The 18,695-nt window shown below is 65.8% G+C and carries 15 protein-coding genes and 3 pseudogenes; 6 read left to right on the forward strand and 12 right to left on the reverse strand.

Annotation, left to right across the window (positions count from 1 at the left end):
• Window positions 1–14: 14 nt before the first annotated feature.
• The 4 genes and pseudogenes from ACFE99_RS04420 to ACFE99_RS04435 form a co-directional block, all read right to left on the reverse strand.
• Window positions 15–296, reverse strand: coding sequence for a GlsB/YeaQ/YmgE family stress response membrane protein (locus tag ACFE99_RS04420; RefSeq protein ID WP_375482777.1), 282 nt, complete (start codon window positions 294–296; stop codon window positions 15–17).
• 335 nt (window positions 297–631) lie between these two features.
• A pseudogene (locus tag ACFE99_RS04425) lies at window positions 632–1,177 on the reverse strand (type 1 glutamine amidotransferase domain-containing protein); the annotation flags it as partial.
• A 68-nt stretch (window positions 1,178–1,245) separates the two neighbouring features.
• Complete coding sequence (locus tag ACFE99_RS04430; protein WP_375482779.1) at window positions 1,246–1,386, reverse strand: hypothetical protein; 141 nt, start codon at window positions 1,384–1,386, stop codon at window positions 1,246–1,248.
• A 24-nt stretch (window positions 1,387–1,410) separates the two neighbouring features.
• A complete protein-coding gene (locus ACFE99_RS04435) occupies window positions 1,411–1,800 on the reverse strand; it encodes a PPOX class F420-dependent oxidoreductase (RefSeq protein WP_375482781.1) in 390 nt (129 codons plus the stop codon).
• 194 nt (window positions 1,801–1,994) lie between these two features.
• Here ACFE99_RS04435 and ACFE99_RS04440 point away from each other — a divergent pair, with 194 nt between their 5' ends.
• Entirely contained in the window at window positions 1,995–2,849 is an 855-nt protein-coding gene (locus ACFE99_RS04440) for a phytanoyl-CoA dioxygenase family protein (protein ID WP_375482783.1), read from the forward strand.
• Here the strand turns inward: ACFE99_RS04440 and ACFE99_RS04445 are convergent.
• Entirely contained in the window at window positions 2,846–6,115 is a 3,270-nt protein-coding gene (locus tag ACFE99_RS04445) for a LuxR C-terminal-related transcriptional regulator (RefSeq protein WP_375482809.1), read from the reverse strand. The genes ACFE99_RS04440 and ACFE99_RS04445 overlap by 4 nt on opposite strands.
• Window positions 6,116–6,317: 202 nt before the next feature.
• Here ACFE99_RS04445 and ACFE99_RS04450 point away from each other — a divergent pair, with 202 nt between their 5' ends.
• Window positions 6,318–6,542 (forward strand): AbrB/MazE/SpoVT family DNA-binding domain-containing protein, encoded by a 225-nt coding sequence (locus ACFE99_RS04450; protein ID WP_375482785.1) that lies wholly within the window; start codon window positions 6,318–6,320, stop codon window positions 6,540–6,542.
• Window positions 6,543–6,549: 7 nt separating this feature from the next.
• Window positions 6,550–6,951: a type II toxin-antitoxin system VapC family toxin gene (locus ACFE99_RS04455; RefSeq protein ID WP_375482787.1), complete on the forward strand. Its 402-nt coding sequence runs from the start codon at window positions 6,550–6,552 to the stop codon at window positions 6,949–6,951.
• Here the strand turns inward: ACFE99_RS04455 and ACFE99_RS04460 are convergent.
• The 3 genes and pseudogenes from ACFE99_RS04460 to ACFE99_RS04470 all read right to left on the reverse strand — a co-directional run.
• Window positions 6,909–7,328 carry a type II toxin-antitoxin system PemK/MazF family toxin gene (locus ACFE99_RS04460; protein ID WP_375482789.1) on the reverse strand — a complete coding sequence of 140 codons (420 nt, stop codon included), beginning with the start codon at window positions 7,326–7,328 and terminating at the stop codon, window positions 6,909–6,911. The genes ACFE99_RS04455 and ACFE99_RS04460 overlap by 43 nt on opposite strands.
• The gene (locus ACFE99_RS04465) at window positions 7,321–7,557 is read right to left on the reverse strand and encodes an antitoxin (RefSeq protein ID WP_375482791.1); all 237 of its coding nucleotides are present in this window, start codon (window positions 7,555–7,557) and stop codon (window positions 7,321–7,323) included. The genes ACFE99_RS04460 and ACFE99_RS04465 overlap by 8 nt, the downstream gene beginning before the upstream one ends.
• A gap of 63 nt (window positions 7,558–7,620) precedes the next feature.
• Window positions 7,621–9,144, reverse strand: a pseudogene (locus tag ACFE99_RS04470) (LuxR C-terminal-related transcriptional regulator); the annotation flags it as partial.
• 227 nt (window positions 9,145–9,371) lie between these two features.
• Here ACFE99_RS04470 and ACFE99_RS04475 point away from each other — a divergent pair.
• Window positions 9,372–10,613: a cytochrome P450 gene (locus tag ACFE99_RS04475; RefSeq protein ID WP_375482793.1), complete on the forward strand. Its 1,242-nt coding sequence runs from the start codon at window positions 9,372–9,374 to the stop codon at window positions 10,611–10,613.
• Window positions 10,614–10,632: 19 nt separating this feature from the next.
• On the opposite strand, the pseudogene ACFE99_RS04480 reads toward ACFE99_RS04475, so the two are convergent.
• Both ACFE99_RS04480 and ligD read right to left on the reverse strand, forming a co-directional pair.
• A pseudogene (locus tag ACFE99_RS04480) lies at window positions 10,633–13,874 on the reverse strand (LuxR C-terminal-related transcriptional regulator).
• Window positions 13,875–14,016: 142 nt separating this feature from the next.
• Window positions 14,017–15,057 carry a non-homologous end-joining DNA ligase gene (gene ligD / locus ACFE99_RS04485; protein WP_375482795.1) on the reverse strand — a complete coding sequence of 347 codons (1,041 nt, stop codon included), beginning with the start codon at window positions 15,055–15,057 and terminating at the stop codon, window positions 14,017–14,019.
• A 206-nt stretch (window positions 15,058–15,263) separates the two neighbouring features.
• Between ligD and ACFE99_RS04490 the strand changes: the two genes are divergently transcribed.
• Both ACFE99_RS04490 and ACFE99_RS04495 read left to right on the forward strand, forming a co-directional pair.
• Window positions 15,264–16,340 carry an ATP-dependent DNA ligase gene (locus tag ACFE99_RS04490; RefSeq protein ID WP_375482797.1) on the forward strand — a complete coding sequence of 359 codons (1,077 nt, stop codon included), beginning with the start codon at window positions 15,264–15,266 and terminating at the stop codon, window positions 16,338–16,340.
• 213 nt (window positions 16,341–16,553) lie between these two features.
• On the forward strand, window positions 16,554–16,967 hold the full coding sequence (locus ACFE99_RS04495; RefSeq protein ID WP_375482811.1) for a hypothetical protein: 414 nt from the start codon (window positions 16,554–16,556) through the stop codon (window positions 16,965–16,967).
• A 10-nt stretch (window positions 16,968–16,977) separates the two neighbouring features.
• On the opposite strand, the gene ACFE99_RS04500 is transcribed toward ACFE99_RS04495, so the two are convergent.
• On the reverse strand, window positions 16,978–17,883 hold the full coding sequence (locus tag ACFE99_RS04500; protein WP_375482799.1) for a haloalkane dehalogenase: 906 nt from the start codon (window positions 17,881–17,883) through the stop codon (window positions 16,978–16,980).
• Between the two features lie 51 nt (window positions 17,884–17,934).
• On the reverse strand, window positions 17,935–18,420 hold the full coding sequence (locus ACFE99_RS04505) for an NUDIX domain-containing protein (protein WP_375482801.1): 486 nt from the start codon (window positions 18,418–18,420) through the stop codon (window positions 17,935–17,937).
• Window positions 18,421–18,695: the final 275 nt, after the last annotated feature.

An 18,695-nucleotide genomic window follows, 5' to 3' on the forward strand; every position in this document is an offset into this window, starting at 1 on the left:
TTGGCCTGCGTGGACTACCGGGGCAACCCGGTGCGGCGTCGGCCTGTCACGGCCTCGTAGATCGCAATGAGGATGATGGCGACGACGACCCCGACAATCAACGGGATCCAGGCGATCCCCCCGTTGGCGTTGTGATACCCGAAGGCGCTGGCCACCGCCGAACCGATCAAGCCGCCGACGGCACCGATTAGCACCGTCATGATCATGCCGATGCTCTGCCTTCCGGGCATGATGAGACGCGCAACTACACCGATGACGGCGCCCACGATGATGGCGAGAATGATTGCTCCGATCATTGCTGCTCCTGTCGTAACGGCGCCTGGATCCAGCGCCCTGTTCGACATGTGTTCCCCGAATCAGCTGCCTTGTAACGTCGCGTGAGGCTGACCGTTCGTGGCCGAAGGCGCTAAGCGTCGCGCCGGCGGCCCGCCAAGGCTCGCGGCAGAGCGAAAAGCATCCTCAGCAACGGCGAGTTGAGGGCGAGCCCCGCGTAAGCAGCCAGGCCGATGCCGGTCAGGGCGGCGACCGCAGACGGCTTGGGCAGCCATCTCAGCGCTGCCACCGCCACGGCCGGCGGAGCGCTGAGCTGCGGATCAGACTCGCGCTGCGCACCGGACGTCGTCGATTGGGGCGAGGTCTTGGCGTCGAAGGCATCCAGCATCGCCGGGACGAAAGCCGCCATGTCCTGCGGACCTCTGCTGGTGACCAGATTCCCGTCGCAAACAACCTCCTGGTCGAGCCAAGTGGCGCCGGCGTTCACCAAATCGTCCCGAATTCCCGGCCAGGAGGTCAGAGTCCGCCCGTCGAGGACACCCGCCGAAGCCAGCACCCACGGACCATGGCACAACGTGACAATTGGCTTGCCGCTTTCGGCGAAACCGCGCACGAACTTCCGTGCCGCAGCTGACTGCCGCAGCAGGTCGGGGTTGATGAACCCACCGGGCAGCAGCAGCCCGTCGTAGTCGCCGGAATCGGCTTCGCTCACTGTCTTGTCGACGCCGACCCGGGTGGCCGGCATATGCAGATTGACACCACGTATACGTCCGTGGCGCAGCGAGACGATGTCGACCTTGGCGCCGGCCAGCTGCAGAGCTCGCAGCGGAAAGACGAGCTCGACCTTCTCGAAGCCGTCAGCGGCGAGGATGGCGATCGTGCGGCCCCGAAGCCGGCGCATGATGGGCATGGCATGCGAGTACCCGGCCTCGCGCCCCGGCACACAGCGCCTGGGCTCTGTTCCATAACCGCTCAGTCGGTCCGCTCAGGAGGCTTTGGGACTTCGTATCCGTCAGTGGGCGGCTTGTTCAGCCACTTCTTCAGCCGAGCCAGCTGATCGATCGCGATCCCAAGCCCCACCAGACCGAGCGTCACCATAATCGCGGTGGCCATATCACCCATGGTGACAGGCCGACGCTAACTCCCGGCCGCTTTGACCTCGATGCCGATGTGCACCCTGTCGATGCCTCCGCGCACGATCGAGTGCGCATAGAACCACCACGCGTGATACCAATACCGCTTGAGTACGGCATTGTAGACGCGCCGCGTCTCCGACTTGGGTAGGACGCGGGCAGTCGCCTCGACCGGTTCGCTCTTGGCCTTGCCCAACGCCGTACTTTTGGCGATCGTCACCCTGGGAGTGTTGCGGATTCGCTTGACTTTCCACGAGTCATCGTCGGTGATGACCAGGAGCCGGTCACCGTCCGGCGCGCCCCATATCGGTGTGGGCTTAGGACGCCCGTCCTTGGTGAAGGTCGTCAAAAGTAGGTACTTGGATCGGATGACGTCGTTGAAACTGAGAGACACGCTTTGTTTTTCCTTTCCGGGTCCCGGCCCTGCTCGAGTGTCGCGCGCCTGGTGCGGCTCCTGGCGATGGAGTTAGCGGACCTCGACAGAGTTTGACGAGATCGAGCAATCAGACCGTGACTGAAAGGTTACGAATCCTCTGAAGCGCACCGCGGTGGTACCGTCGATGTGCCAGCGGGATAGGACGAGTGCAGATGGGCATCGACGAGGAGTCCGTCACAACGCTGGAGGACCTTAAGGGCGATCTGGCGCAGCGGTACAAGTGGACACCGAGCAGCGGCGCCTCGGTCGATCCATCGCTTGTCGATGCCGACACGGCGGCCTTGGACCGCGACGGCTACGTCATTTGGGAGAACCTGCTCAGCGCCGAAGACTGCCGACAGATCCGAGACGTCGTGCGGCCCTGGCTGGGACACACCGGGCGGAATTCGTTCGAGGGCAAGCGCACTCAGCGTGTCTACAGCGTGCTAAGCAGGACGCGGGTATGTGACCGGCTTGTCGATCATCCGCGGGTGCTGGCGGTGCTGGACCGGCTGCTGATGCCCAACTACCTGCTTTCGGCGTTGCAGGCCATCAACATTCAGCCAGGCGAGTCCGCGCAGCTGGCTCACCACGACGACGGGTTCTACCCGATTCCGCGGCCACGGGCGCCGTTGGCGGCCGCGACGATCTGGGCGATCGACGACTTCACCGCCGACAACGGCGCCACGGTCCTCTACCCGGGCAGCCACCGCTGGGGCAAGCGGCGACCGGGCCCGGGCGATCGCCCGTTGCCTGTCGTCATGCCCGCCGGCTCATGCGTCTTCTTCGTGGGCACCCTGTGGCACGGCGGCGGCGCCAACACCACGACTCGCGACCGTCTTGCCGTCACCGCGCAGTACTGCCAACCGTGGCTGCGACCGATGGAAGCCTTCACGCTCTCGGTGTCACGCGAGATCGCCCGAACGGTGTCCGACGACATTCGCCGCATGCTCGGCTACAGCATCCATCCGCCGTTCGTCGGGGCGGTCGACGGCCTGCATCCGCTGCGGCTGTTAGAGGAGCCCTAGGCTGGCGCTCTGGCATGGCGGGCTGCTTCTTGGACGAGCTGTACGCGGGAGGTGAGGCCGAGTTTGGTGTAGACGTGGGTGAGGTGGGTTTGCACGGTGCGTGGTGAGACGAAAAGCCGTGTGGCGACTGCGCTATTAGTTAGGCCCTCGCTGACCAGTCGCACCACGTCGCGCTCGGTTGGGGTGAGCGAGGCCCAGCCGGTGGTGGGTCGTTTGCGTTCGCCGCGTCCGCGCTGCGCGTAGGCGATCGCTTCCTCGTTCGACAGGGCAGCGCCCTCGGCCCATGCGGCGTCAAAGTCTTTCTCGCCCATGGCATTCCGCAGCGCCGTCACCGAGGCCTCGTAGCCGGCGTCATAGATTTTGAAGCGGACCTCGCCGATGCGTTGCCGGACGGCGTGTGCGGCGCCGAGGAGGCGGGCGGCTTCGCGCTGACTACCGGCATCACCAGCGATATACGCCAGGCACTCCAGGGTGTCGCCAACGCCTAAGCGCGCCTGCATGTCGGTGGCGCGGGTGAGCGCGTCGTGGGCGTCGCGTTCGGCCTGCTCCGGCTCGCCCTGCGCGATCGCCACCCGGGCGCGCGTGGTCAGCGCCATTGTTGACCAGAATCCGGTCGTGATCGACACGGCCTCGTCGGCCCAACGCCGGGCGGCAGCCAGATCCTTGTCTGCCAGCGCTGCCTCGGCATTCCAGATGCGCCGTGCCTGCTCCGCGCCACCACTGCCGAGAATTTTGTACTGCAGGGCGGCCTCGCGCGCCTCGTGGGCCGCCGCGCCATCGCCGGCGGCCAGGGCCACCGTTCCCAGTGCCATGGAACCGATTGCCGCGTACCTTCCGCCGAGCTCCGCGCTGCACTCGAGAGTCGCCTCGGCGGCCGCCCGGGCCGCGACCACCTCACCCTGGCGTGCCAGTACCAGGCTCTGGCCGGCGAGGCAACTTACCCTTGAGATCTCGTCGTGAGCCGCCTCGGCTTCGGCTGCCACCTCGCCGAACTGGGCGACGGCTCCGGCCAAATCGCCGCTGTGGTGCTGCGACGCCGCGAGGTAAAAGCGGCACGTTCGTGAGTTGAAGGTGTCGCCGATCGCGTCGGCGAGGTCACGTCCCTCCTCGCAGGCTGCTCGCATCCCAAGTGGGTCGACGATGTGGGCATACCGCGCCTGCAGGGCGAGGAGTTGGCTGAGCCGCCACCGATCGTCCACGGCACGGGCCAAGCCGATCGCCTCTTCGACGCATGCCCGGGCCGCCTCGGTGTGATAGCCCAGGCTGGCGGTAGACGCGCAGGCGGTCAACGTCCGGGCCAACAACGCCGGATCATCGACGTCTCGCGCGATCGCCACCGCCCGTTCGGCCTGATCGAGGCTATCGGCGCCGAAATGAGCATCGAGAACGGCCCTGTCGGCGAGCGCCCGGGCGCACACGGCGGCAGACACCTCGGGTTGCTGCGCATGGTTGTCGGCGAGGGCGGTGTCGAACCAGGTCAACCCTTCGAGGAGGCGGCCCCGCGTTAGCCATAGCGGCTGTAGCGACGACGCCAACGCCAAAGCCAGCTCGATATCGGATTTTTCGCGGCTCCACATGAACGCGGCACGCAGATTGTCGATCTCGGTCTCGGCCTGCTCGAGACGGTGCTCGTAATCACGGCCTGCGGGTGCGTCGAGCCGCGCCGCTATCGCGGTGTAGTGGTCGCGGTGACGCGTCCGCACGGCATCGGCTTCACCGGACTCGCCGAGTTTCTCCTGTGCATATTGGCGTACTGTTTCCAGTAACCGGTATCGCGTTCGGCCGCTTGCGTTTTCGGCTACTACCAACGACTTGTCTACCAGCAGGGTGAGCTGATCGATGACTTGGTAGCGCTCCACGGGACCGGAACCGGCGACCGCTTGGGCGGCCTCCAGATCGAAGCCACCCATGAAGGCCGCCAGCCGTCGAAACAGCACGCGCTCGGGTTCGGTCAACAGCGCATGCGACCAGTCCACCGAGGCGCGCAACGTCTGTTGGCGTCGCACTGCGGTGCGCGAGCCACCGGTCAATAGCCGGAACCGGTCATGCAGGCTGTCGAGGATCTCGCCCAGCGACAGCGCGCGAACCCGCGCCGCCGCCAGTTCGATCGCAAGTGGCATACCGTCCAGACGCTGGCAGATCTCAGCGATCACGGCGGCGTTGTCGTCGCTGATGCTGAAGCTGGTCTGGGCCAAACGCGCGCGGTCGACGAACAACTCGACCGCTTCGTCGGCTACCGACAGCGAGGGCACCCGCCACGTCGCCTCACCCGCCACGCCGATCGGCTCGCGACTCGTCGCCAGCAATGTCAGCGCGGGCGCCGAAGCCAGCAACGCGACAACCAGCTCAGCACACGCGTCGAGCAGATGCTCGCAGTTGTCCAACACCAGCAGCATCTGACGGTCGCGAATAAGCCGCAGCAGCGTGTCAATCGTCGAGCGGCCCGGCTGGTCAAGTAGACCCAGCGCACGCGCCACCGTCACGGGCACCAGATCGGGATCGGTGATCGGCGCCAGATCCACGTACCAAACACCATCGGCGTATTCGGCCGCTAATTGGCTCGCGGCTTCGACCGCCAGACGCGTCTTGCCGACCCCGCCGGCTCCCGTCAGGGTAACTAATCGGCTCTGCTCCAACACCTTTCGCAGCTCTGTCATCTGTTGGCGGCGGCCGACGAAGCTGGTGAACTGTGATGGGAGATTATGCGCAGCAATGCTTTTCGCCGTTCGCAACGGCGGAAAGTCGTTGCGGAGATCCGGATGACACAGTTGAACCACCCGTTCGGGGCGGGGAACACCACGAAGCTCGTGTGTACCGAGATCGGTCAGCCATGCGTCGGCAGGTAGCGCTTCCACAACCAACGCCGCGGCCGTGCCAGACAACACCGTCTGCCCGCCATGAGCCAAATCGCGCAGCCGCGCAGTGCGGTTGATCGTCGGGCCGACGTAATTACCCTCGTCGCGCAGCTGCACCTCGCCGGTGTGGACGCCAATCCGCAAGCTGATCGGAGCCAAGGGGGCCCGTTGCAGTTCCAGCGCACACGCCACCGCATCACTGGCCCGCGCGAAGGCCACCACAAAACTGTCACCCTCTCCCTGCTCCACTGGGCGCACCCCGCTATGAACGTCCAGCAGATCCGCGAGCTTGTGATCCAGCCGCGCGAACGCCCCCGTCATCTGCTCGGGCTGGCTTTCCCACAACCCGGTGGAGCCTTCGACGTCTGCCAGCAGCAGCGTCACCGTGCCCGTCGGCAAAAGCCCGCTCACGCCCAACTCACTCCAGTCCACCAGCGGTATGTCCGCGCGTGGATCGATCTTGCTCATGCTAGCCAGCATGCGGCCACGGCGAACCGCAAAACATCAGCACAACCGCGTAGAAAGCTGCCCGAGAGCGCGGATTTGTGACGCCGCCGGGGTTCGCAAGATCGAGTATTACCAGCTGGTATTACGTTTTGGTAGGCTGGCTCGTATGCGGGTTACGAGCAAAGGGCAGGTAACGATTCCGCTCCGGGTTCGGCGCAAGCTTGGGATCGAGCCGGGCTCCGAGGTCGAGTTTGAACTCGACGAGCGCGGCGCCCGCCTGGTGCGGAGCAAGACCGCCCGCGGCAAGGCGATTGCCGGCCAAATGCGCGGCCGCGGCACCATCGCGATGAGTACCGAACAGATCATGGCACTCACCCGCGGCGACGAATAGCTCGCCGGTGGCAGGCACGCTCGTCGACTCAAACGTGCTGCTCGACATTTTCACCGAGGATCCCCGCTGGTGTGACTGGTCCGAGACGCGGCTTGCCGATGCCCTCGACCGGGGGGCCACGCTGATCAATCCGATTGTCTACGCCGAGGTCTCGACCGGCTTTGAGCGGATCGAAGAACTCGAGCAGGCATTGCCGGCAGAGCTGGAACGCGAGGCCCTGCCATGGGAAGCGGCCTTCCTGGCCGGAAAGTGCTTCATCGAATATCGGCGGCGGGGAGGGCAGAAACGCTCGCCGCTGCCGGATTTCTACATTGGTGCGCATGCCGCAGTAACCGGGCGTGCGCTACTGACGCGCAATCCCCAGCGCTATCGGTCGTTCTTCCCACGCCTCGAGCTGATCTCGCCCTGAACGGGGTAGGCGCTGAATTCCGGCCGCTTAGCGATTTGGATGCCAAGAATTAATGCGAGACCGCGTTCAATTTGGTGCATTGTGTCGGGCGCCAGGGTGCCCAGTCGCTCCAGTAGGCGGCTGCGAGCGACGGCGCGGACGCCGCGACAGACGGCGACGCTTTCTGCGTCAACGCCGTCGGTGGGTGAGATGTGTGGCCGCAATGGGCTGTGGGTCAGTGAGCTCGACACAGGTACTACGACGATGAGTTCGTCGTCGATGCCGGCGAGTATCTCATCGACGGAGACCACCACGGCAGGGCGGTGTTTGCCGGGTTCGCCGGTGCGCGCCGCGCCGAGGGCGACGAGCCAGAGTTCGCCACGCTGCGGTTCAGCCAAGGCCGTCGCCGGCCGCGGTGTCCCAGTCGCGATTCTCGTCGCATACGGATTGCAGCGCCGCCTCAGCGCGGGTGGCGTCGCGTTCGGCGCGGAAGATCGCCTCGCGTTCCGCACGGGTGGCGAGCTCAGTGAGCAGGGCGGCGATGGACATACCCCGCTCGCGAGCCTGAGCGGCCAGCCGATCGCGCGTCTGGACGGGAACCCTGATAGTCGTCGTTGAGGTAGACATAACCAGTAGTCTACCCGGTAGACATCAGTTAGCGCCTCAAGTCTTCCCCGCGATGTGACGTGCTGCTTCTTGAGCCAGCTGCACGCGGGAGCTCAGGCCGAGCTTGGTGTAGACGTGGGTGAGATGGGATTGCACGGTGCGCGGTGAGACGAAAAGCCTTGTGGCGATGTCGTTGTTGGCTAGTCCTTCGCTGACCAGCCGGACGACGTCACGCTCGGTGGAATCCACGCAGCCGCGCAAGGTCTGCTGCCGGCGCACCGCAGTTCGCGCACCTCCGGTCAACAACCGGAACCTGTCGTGGAGGCTGTCGAGGATTTGGCCCAGCGACAACGCACGCGCGCGCGCCGCAGCCAGCTCGATCGCCAGCGGCATGCCATCCAGACGCCGGCAAATGTCAGTGACGAGCGCGACATTGTCGTCGGTCACACGAAAGTCAGGTCGGGTTCGCCGGGCGCGGTCGGCGAACAGTTCGACGGCCTCGTCGTCCATCGAGAGCGAGCGCACGCGCCAGCTCAGCTCACCGTGCACGCCGAGCGGTTCGCGGCTGGTGGTCAAAACAGTTAGTTGCGGGCAGGCATCGAAGAGCTCGACGATCATCTGGCCGCACGCGTCGAGTAGGTGCTCGCAGTTGTCGAGCAGCAGCAGCATGCTGCGGTCGCCCACGAAGCCCACGAGTATCTCCATTGTCGAGCGGCCCGGCTGATCGGTTAAGCCCAGAGTGCGCGCGACGGTCAGTGGCACCATGACGGAATTGGTGATCGGTGCCAGGTCGACGAACCACACGCCGTCCGGAAACTCGTCGACGGCTTGGGCGGTGACCTCCACGGCCAGTCGTGTCTTTCCGGCGCCGCCGGCCCCGGTCAAGGTGACTAGCCGGTTGTCGGCGATCATCTGCTGCAGCTCGGTGATTTCGGTTTGTCGGCCAACAAAGTTGGTCAGCTGGGCCGGAAGATTGTGTGAGACAACGGCTTTAGATACCCGGAGGGGCGGGAACTCGTTCACCAAATCGGGATGGCATAGTTGCACCACCCGCTCCGGGCGCGGCAGATCCCGCAACGGGTGGGTACCTAGATCAGTCAACCACGCATCGGCTGGGAGCTGATCGACCACCAAATCGCTTGTAGTGGCAGATAATACGGTCTGACCGCCATGGGCCAGATCGCGCAGAGGCGCAGTGCGGTTGATGGTCGGGCCAGCATAGTTTCCCTCATCGCGCAGTTGCACCTCGCCGGTGTGCACACCGATACGCAACCGGATCGGCGCCAATGGGGCACGCTGCAATTCCAACGCCGCCGCCACCGCGTCCGATGCCCGAGCGAAGGCCGCCACGAAACTGTCGCCTTCGCCCTGCTCGAGCGGGCGCACACCGTCATGAGCGGCGATGATGTCCGATACCGCGCGATTGAAGCGAGCGATGGCGCCCGTCATTTCCTCGGGCTGGGTCTCCCATAATCGCGTGGAACCCTCGACGTCTGCCAATAGCAGCGTCACCGTGCCCGTCGGCAAAAGCCTGCTCACGCCAAGATCACTCCAGTCCACCAGCGGAGTATCCGCGCGTGGATCGATCTGGCTCATGCTAGCCAGCATGCGGCCGCTATAAGCAGAAAACATCAGCGGAATCGCTCATCTTCTACACCATGAGCAGCGCAAATATGCGGTCCCGGCGCGGCACGACTGTCACGTTCAGCCGTGGCGACGGCACGGTACGTCCTGACATTTCCGACCCCTGAGGGCGCGGATCTACGTATTTCGCCCGATGCTCCGGGCCTGCGGTCAGCCGATAGTCGACTCAGACCCGACCCACGGAGGCCGCTATGACGATCGAGACCGCCCGTTTGAGCCCCTGCCCGAGCGTTTTCGACGCGGGCCTGCCCTCGGTTGACTACTTGCAATTGCACGACCCGTTTGAGGCGCACCGCATCATCGCCGCAGCGCGCGAGCACGCGCCGATCGCGATGGGACCCTACGCGCCTGAGGTATTGAGTTACGAGCTGGTGCGCACCGTGCTGCGCGACCCGCGCTTCGTCACGGCAAGCGGAGCTGGCCTGGACCTGCAGGGCATCACTTCGGGCCCGCTGTGGGACCGAGCGATTGCCAGCATTCTGAGTCTCGACGGCGAGGCACACCACCGGCTGCGCCGACTGGTTTCCAAGGCGTTCGCACCCCGCGGCGCCGAACGCCTGCGCACGTTTGCCGTCGAGGTCATCACCGAACTCGTCGACCCGCTTACCCGAGTTGGGCGCTGCGAGGTGGTCAGCGACATCGCCCGCCGCTACCCAATTCCGGTCATCTGCGCCCTGTTGGGCGCGCCCCGCGACGATTGGCCGTTGTTTTCTGCCTGGGCCGATGACATCAAAAAGGTATTGGACTGGAACGTCGTCAATGACGGGCCGGTGATCCTGGCCGCCTTCGAGCGGCTCGAGGGCTACCTCGAGGACATGATCGCCCGCCGGCGACACACCCTGACCGATGACGTGATCTCGGATCTGATCCACGCCGAAGACGACGGTGACCGCCTCACCCATGACGAACTGGTCAGGCTGGCCAGCACCCTGCTGATGGCCGGGACCGACACCACCCGCAACCAACTGGCCGCTGCAGTGCAAGTCCTCGCCGACCACCCCGACCAGTGGGCCCTGCTCGCATCACATCCGGAACTGGCCACCAACGCCGTTCACGAGCTCATGCGTTACTGCCCGATCGTTTTCGCCATCCCCCGCAAGGCCGCTCAGGACGTCGAATTCGCCGGGGTCACCATCCCGGCAGGAACCCTCGTGCTGGCCAACACCGCCTCGGCCAACCGCGATCCCGCCGTCTACAAAGACCCCGATCGCCTCGACATCACCCGCGAGGATCCTCCGCCCATGCTGACCTTCGGCGGCGGAACGCACTACTGCCTGGGTTCGCACCTGGCACGGCTCGAGCTCACCGAAGCACTGCGCATCATTACGCTGCGCATGCCCAACCCGCGACGCACCGAGCCGGCGCAATGGAAAGCCATGACCGGAATCGTCGGCCCGATCAGTGTGCCGCTCGAATTCGACACCGGGTGCTAACCGCTTGTCGCAGCGCGGTTTACGCGTGCCGGGCTGCTTCTTGGGCGAGCTGCACCCGCGAACTCAGGCCGAGTTTGGTGTAGACGTGGGTGAGGTGGGATTGCACCGTGCGTGGTGACACGAAAAGCCGTGTGGCGATGTCGTTATTGGCTAAACCTTCGCTGACCAATCGGACGACATCGCGCTCGGTAGGGGTGAGCGAGGCCCACCCGCTGGTGGGTCGTTTGCGTTGGCCGCGGCCGCGCTGAGCGTAGGCGATCGCCTCCTCGATGGACAGGGCCGCGCCCTCAGCCCATGCCGATTCAAAGTCCTGCTGGCCCATGGCTTCTCGCAGCTGCGCCACCGACGCTTCGTAGCCGGCGTCGTAGATCTTGAATCGGACTGCACCCATGCGGTCCCGAATAGCCTCTGCCGCGCCGAAGAGGCGGGCGGCTTCGCGGTGACTGCCGGCGTCGCCGGCCAGATCGGCGAGGCACTCGAGGATGTCGGGAATACCCAGATTTGCTTCCATGCCGGCGGCGATCGCGAGTGCGTCGTGGGCATCGCACTCGGCCTGCTCGGGCTCACCCTGGGCGATCGCCACCCGGGCGTGTGTCGTCAGCGCCACAGCCAGATTGGCGCCCGCCGTTGTCGTGACGGCCTCGTCGGCCCAGCGGCGGGCCGCAACCAGATCCCCGCCCGCCAGTGCGGCTTGCGCATAGTAGGCGCGCAACAGCGGCGCGCCCGCGGGCAGCACACTCACGTGCTGCGCCTCGATCGCAAGCGCCGTCGCAACATCGCCGGCGGCCACGGCCGCGGGAACCAACGCTCCGTTGACGGCGCTCACGGTGAACCCACCCAGCTCGGACGCGGCTTCGTTGGCCGCGTCGACAGCGGTGCGAGCCGCACCCGTGTCACCCTGCCATGCGAGTGCGAGGCCCTGGTAGGCGAGGCTATGCACCCTCCGGATCTCATCGTGAGCTGCCTCGGCCTCGGCGACCAGGTCGGCGAATTGTTCGGCGGCTCCCGCCGGATCACCCTGGTATAGCTGTGCAACTGCAAGGCCGAAGCGGCACTGGCGCGAGGTCCACCCGTCGCCGATCGCGTCGGCGAGGTCGCGTCCTTCTTCGGCGGCCGCGCGCGCCACGGTCGGATTACCTGCCACGAGGGCCGCCCCGACCGCCTGGAAGCCGAGGAGCTGGCTGAGTCTCCACCGGTCGTCCAACTCCCGGGCCAGATCAACCGCTTCGGTTAAGTACGGCCGGACCACGTCTGGATTAGTGAAGACGGAGATCAAAGAGCAGGCGGTGAGCGTCCGGGCCAGCAGGGCCGGGTCGTCGATGCCGCGGGCGATCGCCAGCGCTAGTTGGGCCTCACCGAGGCTGTCCGTTCCGTTGGCGAAATGCTGGAGCAGGGCGTGGTCGGCGAGCGCCCGGGCCCGCACGTTGGCTTCGAGGTCGAGCGCGCTCTGCTCGGCCAGGACGGTGTCGAACCAAGCCAGCCCTTCCCGATGGCCCCGCGCTAGCCATAGCGGCGGCAGGGAGGACGCGAGCTGCAACGCCAACTCGATCTCGGAGTTCTCCCGGCTCCACTCGAACGCGGCGCGCAGGTTGTCGATCTCGGTTTCGGCCTGCTCGAGAAGCTGCTCGTAATCACGCCCTGCCGGCGGGTCGAGCAATCCCGCCAGTGCGGTGTAGTAGTCGCGGTGGCGGGATCGCACGGCGTCGGCCTCGCCCGACTCGCTGAGCTTTTCCAGGGCGTACTGGCGCACCGTTTCGAGCAACCGGTACCGCGTTGCGCCACCGGCGTTTCGGCCACTACAAGCGACCTGTCCACCAGCAGGGTGAGCAGATCCAGCACCTGGAAGCGCTCCACATCGCCGGATCGGGCGACAGCTTGGGCGGCGTCTAGATCAAAGCCTCCCATAAACGCCGCAAGCCGACGGAAAAGCACGCGTTCGGGCTCGGTCAATAGCGCATACGACCAATCCACCGAGGCACGCAGAGTCTGCTGGCGTCGCACGGCGGTTCGCGCACCACCGGTCAGCAGCCGGAACCGATCGTGCAAGCTGTCGAGGATCTCGGCCAACGACATCGCCCGCACCCGCGCGGCCGCAAGCTCGATCGCCAGCGGCATGCCGTCTAAGCGCCGGCAGATCTCGGCCACCACGGCGGCGTTGTCATCGGTGACGGCGAAGCCGGTCTGCGCCAGGCGAGCGCGCTCAGCGAACAACTCGACCGCTTCGTCGGCCACGGATAGCGACGGCACCCGCCAGCTCACCTCCCCAGCGACGCCGATCGGCGCGCGGCTGGTCGCGAGCAACGTCAGCCCCGGCGCCCCTCCCAGCAGCGCGACGACCAGTTGGGCGCATGCGTCGAGCAGGTGTTCGCAGTTGTCCAGCACCACCAGCAGCTGGCGGTCGCGGACAAACCGCAGCAGCGTATCCATGGTCGATCGGCCCGGCTGGTCGGGCAGTCCGAGGGACCGAGCGGCCGTAATAGGGACCAGACCGGGATCGGTGATGGGAGCGAGGTCCACGTACCAAACTCCATCGGCATATTCGGTCGCCAACTGGCTCGCCACTTGGAGGGCAAGGCGCGTCTTGCCTGACCCACCTGCTCCGGTCAGGGTGACGAGCCTGCTCTCAGCCAGGAACTTGCGCACCTCGGTCAGCTGCGTTCCGCGGCCCACAAAACTAGTGAATTGCGACGGAAGATTATGCGCAGCAACACTTTTGGTCGTGCGAAGTGGCGGAAACTCATTGCGCAGATCCGGATGGCACAACTGCACCACCCGTTCCGGGCGGGCAACACCACGGAGCTCATGCGTGCCCAGATCGGTCAGCCACGCATCGGCGGGCAGCGCATCAACAACTAGATCCTCGGTTGTGCCCGACAGCACCGTCTGACCGCCGTGGGCCAGATCGCGCAGCCGCGCCGTGCGGTTGATGGTGGGCCCGAAGTAATTACCCTCATCGCGCAACTGCACCTCACCGGTATGGACACCAATCCGCAAGCTGATCGGCGCCAGCGGCGCCCGCTGCAGTCCCAGCGCACACGCCACCGCGTCACTGGCCCGGGCGAACGCCACGACAAAGCTGTCGCCCTCACCCTGCTCCACCGGCCGCACCCCGCCGTGCGCGGTAAGGAGATCCGACAGCGCCTGGTCCAGTCGCGCGAACGCCGCCGTCATCTGCTCAGGCTGGCTCTCCCACAGCCGCGTGGAGCCCTCGACATCGGCCAACAGCAACGACACAGTGCCCGTCGGCAAAAGTCCGCTCACGCCAAGATCGCTCCAGTCCACCAGCGGTGGGTCCGCACGTGGGTCGATCTGGCTCATGCTAGCCAGCATGCGGCCAGTACGAGCCTTAAAACATCAGCGAAAACGCGTACAACCACCGCCGTCCGACGCGGAATTCTCCGCGTCACGTCCGCTCGTTTCGGCCTTTCAGATCCGTATCGCGCGATGGCTGCACCCGTTTCGGCTCGCCCGGCATCTTCGGGTAGTTCGGCGGATACGGCAGGTCACCCAGGCCCCGCTCTTCATCGGCCTTGACCATGTCCAAGAGCGGCGCAATCGACTGCTTGACGGAATCCATGCCAGCCCATGGGTCCTCGCGCCGCGACACCAGGTCGGGCACTGTGGCGATGGTGTAGTCGTCGGGATCGGCGCCGGCCAGCTCTTGCCAACTCAGCGGGGTAGACACCGTCGCGATGGCGGTACGCCGCGCCGAATACGCCGACGCGAACGTGCGGTCGCGGGCGTTCTGGTTGTAGTCGATGAAGATCCGCTTGCCGCGCTCCTCCTTCCACCAGGAAGTGGTAACCGCGTCCGGTGCGCGGCGTTCGACTTCGCGGGCCAGCGCGATCCCGGCGCGGCGCACAGCGATGAAATCCCAGTCGGTTGTGATCCGCACAAACACGTGCACACCCCGGCCGCCGGACGTCTTGGGATAGCCGACCAGCCCTAGCTGGTCGAGCAGCGGCTTGAGCACGTCGACGGCGATCGCCCGCGCCTCGGCGAAACCGGTGCCCGGCTGCGGATCGAGATCGACCCTGAGCTCGTCGGGGTGTTCGGTGTCCGGGCAACGCACCTGCCACGGGTGCAGCGTGACGGTGCCCATCTGCGCGGCCCACACAATCGATGCGGGATGGGTGACCTTCAGGGCGTCGGCGGTCCGCCCGGATGGGAACGTGACGCGGCAGGTCTCGAGGTAGCTGGGGCGGTGCTGCGGTATCCGCTTTTGGTAGATCTCCTCACCGTCGATGCCGTCGGGAAAGCGCTGCAGATGGGTGGGACGATCACGTAGCGCGGTCAGCATCGGACCGTGAGCGACGGCCATGTAGTACTCGACGAGCCGGCGTTTGGTACCGGAGGAACCGAGTTTCGGGAAGTACACCTTGTCCGGATTGGTCAACCGGACCGCGATCCCGCCGACATCGAGTTCTTCTGCGGCAGTTGGCATTACAACTCCCATGCGCGAAACGGGTCGAAGCACAACGGCGGCGCGGGCCTGCTCGGTGGAGCCGACGTAGAGCCGTCACCGACCGGCCGTGCGGCATCGGATTGCAGTCCGCTCACGCTTTGAAGTTACGCGTTCGACCTACCGCACTCGAAGCCGACTCGCGGTGGACGCGACGCCGTAAATCACCGAGACGGCACAATGAGCCGGTGGAGCTTCCCGTGATGCCGCCGGTCTCGCCGATGCTGGCCAAATCTGTTCCGAACATCCCACCGGGGGCGTCGTATGAGCCCAAGTGGGATGGATTCAGGTCGATATGTTTCCGCGACCGCGATGAGGTGGAACTGGGCAGCCGCAACGAGCGGCCGATGACGCGATATTTCCCTGAGCTGCTCGCCGCGTGCAAAGCCGAGTTGCCCGAACGCTGTGTCGTCGACGGGGAGATCGTCATCGCCACCGCACACGGCTTGGATTTCGAGGCGCTACAACAGCGCATCCATCCGGCGGCCAGCCGCATCAACATGCTGGCCGATAAGACGCCGGCGGCCTTCATTGCGTTCGACTTGCTGGCCCTCGGCGAAGACGACTACACCCGCCGACCGTTCGCCGAACGCCGCGCCGCCCTCGTCGATGCGTTGGCCGACTCTGGCCCGTTGGTCCACGTCACACCGGCGACCACCGATCTCGCGACGGCACAGCGCTGGTTTGAGGAGTTCGAGGGAGCAGGCCTCGACGGGATCGTCGCCAAACCGCTGACCCTCACCTATCAGCCGGACAAGCGGGTCATGTTCAAGATCAAGCACGAGCGCACCGCCGACTGTGTGGTCGCCGGCTACCGCGTGCACAAGTCCGACGAGCAGGCGATCGGCTCGCTCCTGCTCGGGCTCTACCAGGATGACGGCACCCTGGCCTCAGTCGGCGTCATCGGTGCCTTCCCGATGGCGCAGCGCCGGCGGCTCTTCACCGAGTTGCATTCTCTGGTCACGACTTTCGATAACCATCCGTGGAACTGGGCCGCCCACGAAGCAGGACAACGGACCCCACGCAAGAACGAGTTTTCCCGGTGGAACGCCGGCAAGGACCTTTCCTTCGTGCCGCTGCGGCCCGAGCGGGTAGTCGAGGTGCGCTACGACTACATGGAAGGCGAACGGTTTCGTCACACCGCCCAATTCAACCGCTGGCGCCCCGACCGCGACCCACGCTCATGCACCTATGCGCAACTGGAGCGCCCGATCACCTTCAGCCTCGGCGAGATAGTTCCCGGCCTCACGCCAACCACTACATGATCGGCCCTGTGTTTGCCAGGCAGCACCGCAGAATGGTGGTCGAAATGCCGCGCAGTTCAACAACACGACCATCTCGTCTTCCAGCCGCTACGGGTAGTCAGATCTGCCGGCTGCCAGCACAATTTGGAGGTCCAACTCGAAGGAGTTCGATCCGTGCAGACCATACATGTGGCCACAACCTTGCCGACCAGTGCCGACCGAGTGTGGCAGGCGATGCAGTCGCCAGCCACCTTCCTTTACGTATGCAAGGGCCTGTTAGGCGTTCCGGCGCTGCAAGGACGGTCCGAGCCGCTGCGCTCCGGCGAGCGCGGAACTGCCTGGCTATTCGCATTCCACCTGATCCCGGCCTACCGGCACACCATCGAGGTTCTCGAGGTCGATGCCGGCACCCGCACGATCCGCACTCACGAGCACGGCGGCATACTCACCGCCTGGGATCACACCCTGCACGTCGAACCGATCGATGCGCGCAGCTGCCGATACAGCGACACCGTCGCGATCGACGCGGGGCGCGCCACCGCTGCGGTCGCCGCGATCGCTGTGGGCATCTACCACTACCGGCAACGGCGCTGGCACAAACTGGTCCGCCGGCACCTGCTGCCCGACGGGCCGGCCTACGCGTCCTAGAGCGTGCGGCTCAGCTGTGCAAGAACTCCACGATGTAGTTGGCCAGTTCTTCACCGGCGTCTTCTTGCAGGAAATGACCGGCGTCGCGGACCACAGGGTGCTCGATGCCCTGCGCGCCGCGCATTTCGCGTTTGAAGATCGGCGCCATCGCCCCGGTAATGGGGTCGCCGTCGCTGAACGCGACCAGCATCGGGGTCGGGCTGGCGCACAGTTTCTGCCATGCCGTCCGGTTGGCCGGTGTCGCGGGGTCATCGGGCGACGTCGGGACCAGGCCGGGCATGGCACGCGGGCCGGCGCAGTAGGTGTCGTCGGGAAACGGCGCGTTGTAGGCCGCGCGTACCGCGTCGCTGAGCGGGTGTCGACAACCCGATTGCACGAACCCGCCGATGTCCAGCGACGGCTCGGCTTGGATGGTCTCCCGAAACCGCCACCAGATCTCCGGCATCGGCTGGTCCCCGGTCGGCAGTCCGGTGTTGGCGACGACCAGCCGGCTGAAGCGTTCGGGATGCTCGGCGGCCAGCCGCAACCCGATCAGCCCGCCCCAGTCCTGCCCGACCAGCGTCACCCGGCGCAGGTCCAACACGTCGAACGCCAGCGCTCGCATCCACTCGACGTGGCGCGCATAGGTGTGGTCTTCGCGCTGGGCCGGCTTGTCGGACCGGCCGAAGCCGACCAGGTCCGGGCAGACGACGCGATACCCAGCGGCCGCCAGGACCGGGATCATCTTGCGGTACAGGAACGACCACGACGGTTCGCCGTGCAGCATCAGCACCGGATCGGCGTCGTCCGGGCCGTCTTGTACCCATGCCACCCGCAGTTGCCCGCCGTCACCGTCTGCGATGTCGGAATACCTTGGTGTATAAGGGAATTCAGGAATGCCGACGAACCGCTCGTCGGGCGTTCGCAATGTCTGCATGGCTGTGAACATACCCGCCAGCTCAGCGCTGTGGCCGCCTTGTTGTCGGTTTCAGCGGTCTTCGCGCATGCCGGCCAGCGTGGGATGGGCCATCAGGCGGTCGAGGAATGGACGCTGTCCTTTGAGCAGCTTGCTTCTGGCGTGGGCGACCGGAAACCAGCCGACGCGATCGACTTCGGGGAACTCGCGAACGACGCCGGAACCTCGTGGCCACTCCAGCTGGAAGGTATTGCTGCGGGCATCAGTGATATCCAGGTCGCCCCGTACTGCGAATGCGGTCACCACTTTGCCGCTGGGCTGCTTGAGCGGACCCAGATCGATTCGTGGCCCAGCCGGTGGGTCGAGGCTGATTTCCTCGACGAACTCGCGCTGAGCGACGACCCAGGGATCGTCACCTTCGACATACTCGCCCTTGGGGATTGACCATGACGCGTCGTCCTTACTGGCCCAAAACGGGCCGCCCGGGTGGGCGATGAGCACTTCGATGGTGCCGTCCTGCACCCGATAGAGCAGCAGTCCCGCGCTGAATTTCGGCACGCGCCTCAGACTTTAGAAGTGCGGTATGCCGGGAATGCCACCGCCGCCGAGCCCTGGAATGCCTGGGCCTCCACCGCCGTGGCCGACGCCCGGGATGGGCGGCCCCGGGATGTTCGGGCCAGGAATGCCTGGACCCGGCACGTTCGGCGCGGGTATCGGATTGGCGGGCACCGGTAGTTGTGGCGGTGCAACCGGAGCCGGTGGCGGCGCGACCGGTGGAGGTGCAGGCGCCACCGGCGGAGGTGCCGGGGGAGCTGCGGGTGCCGGTGCCGGAG

It is taken from the genome of uncultured Mycobacterium sp., from assembly GCF_964249325.1.
GTDB lineage: Bacteria > Actinomycetota > Actinomycetes > Mycobacteriales > Mycobacteriaceae > Mycobacterium.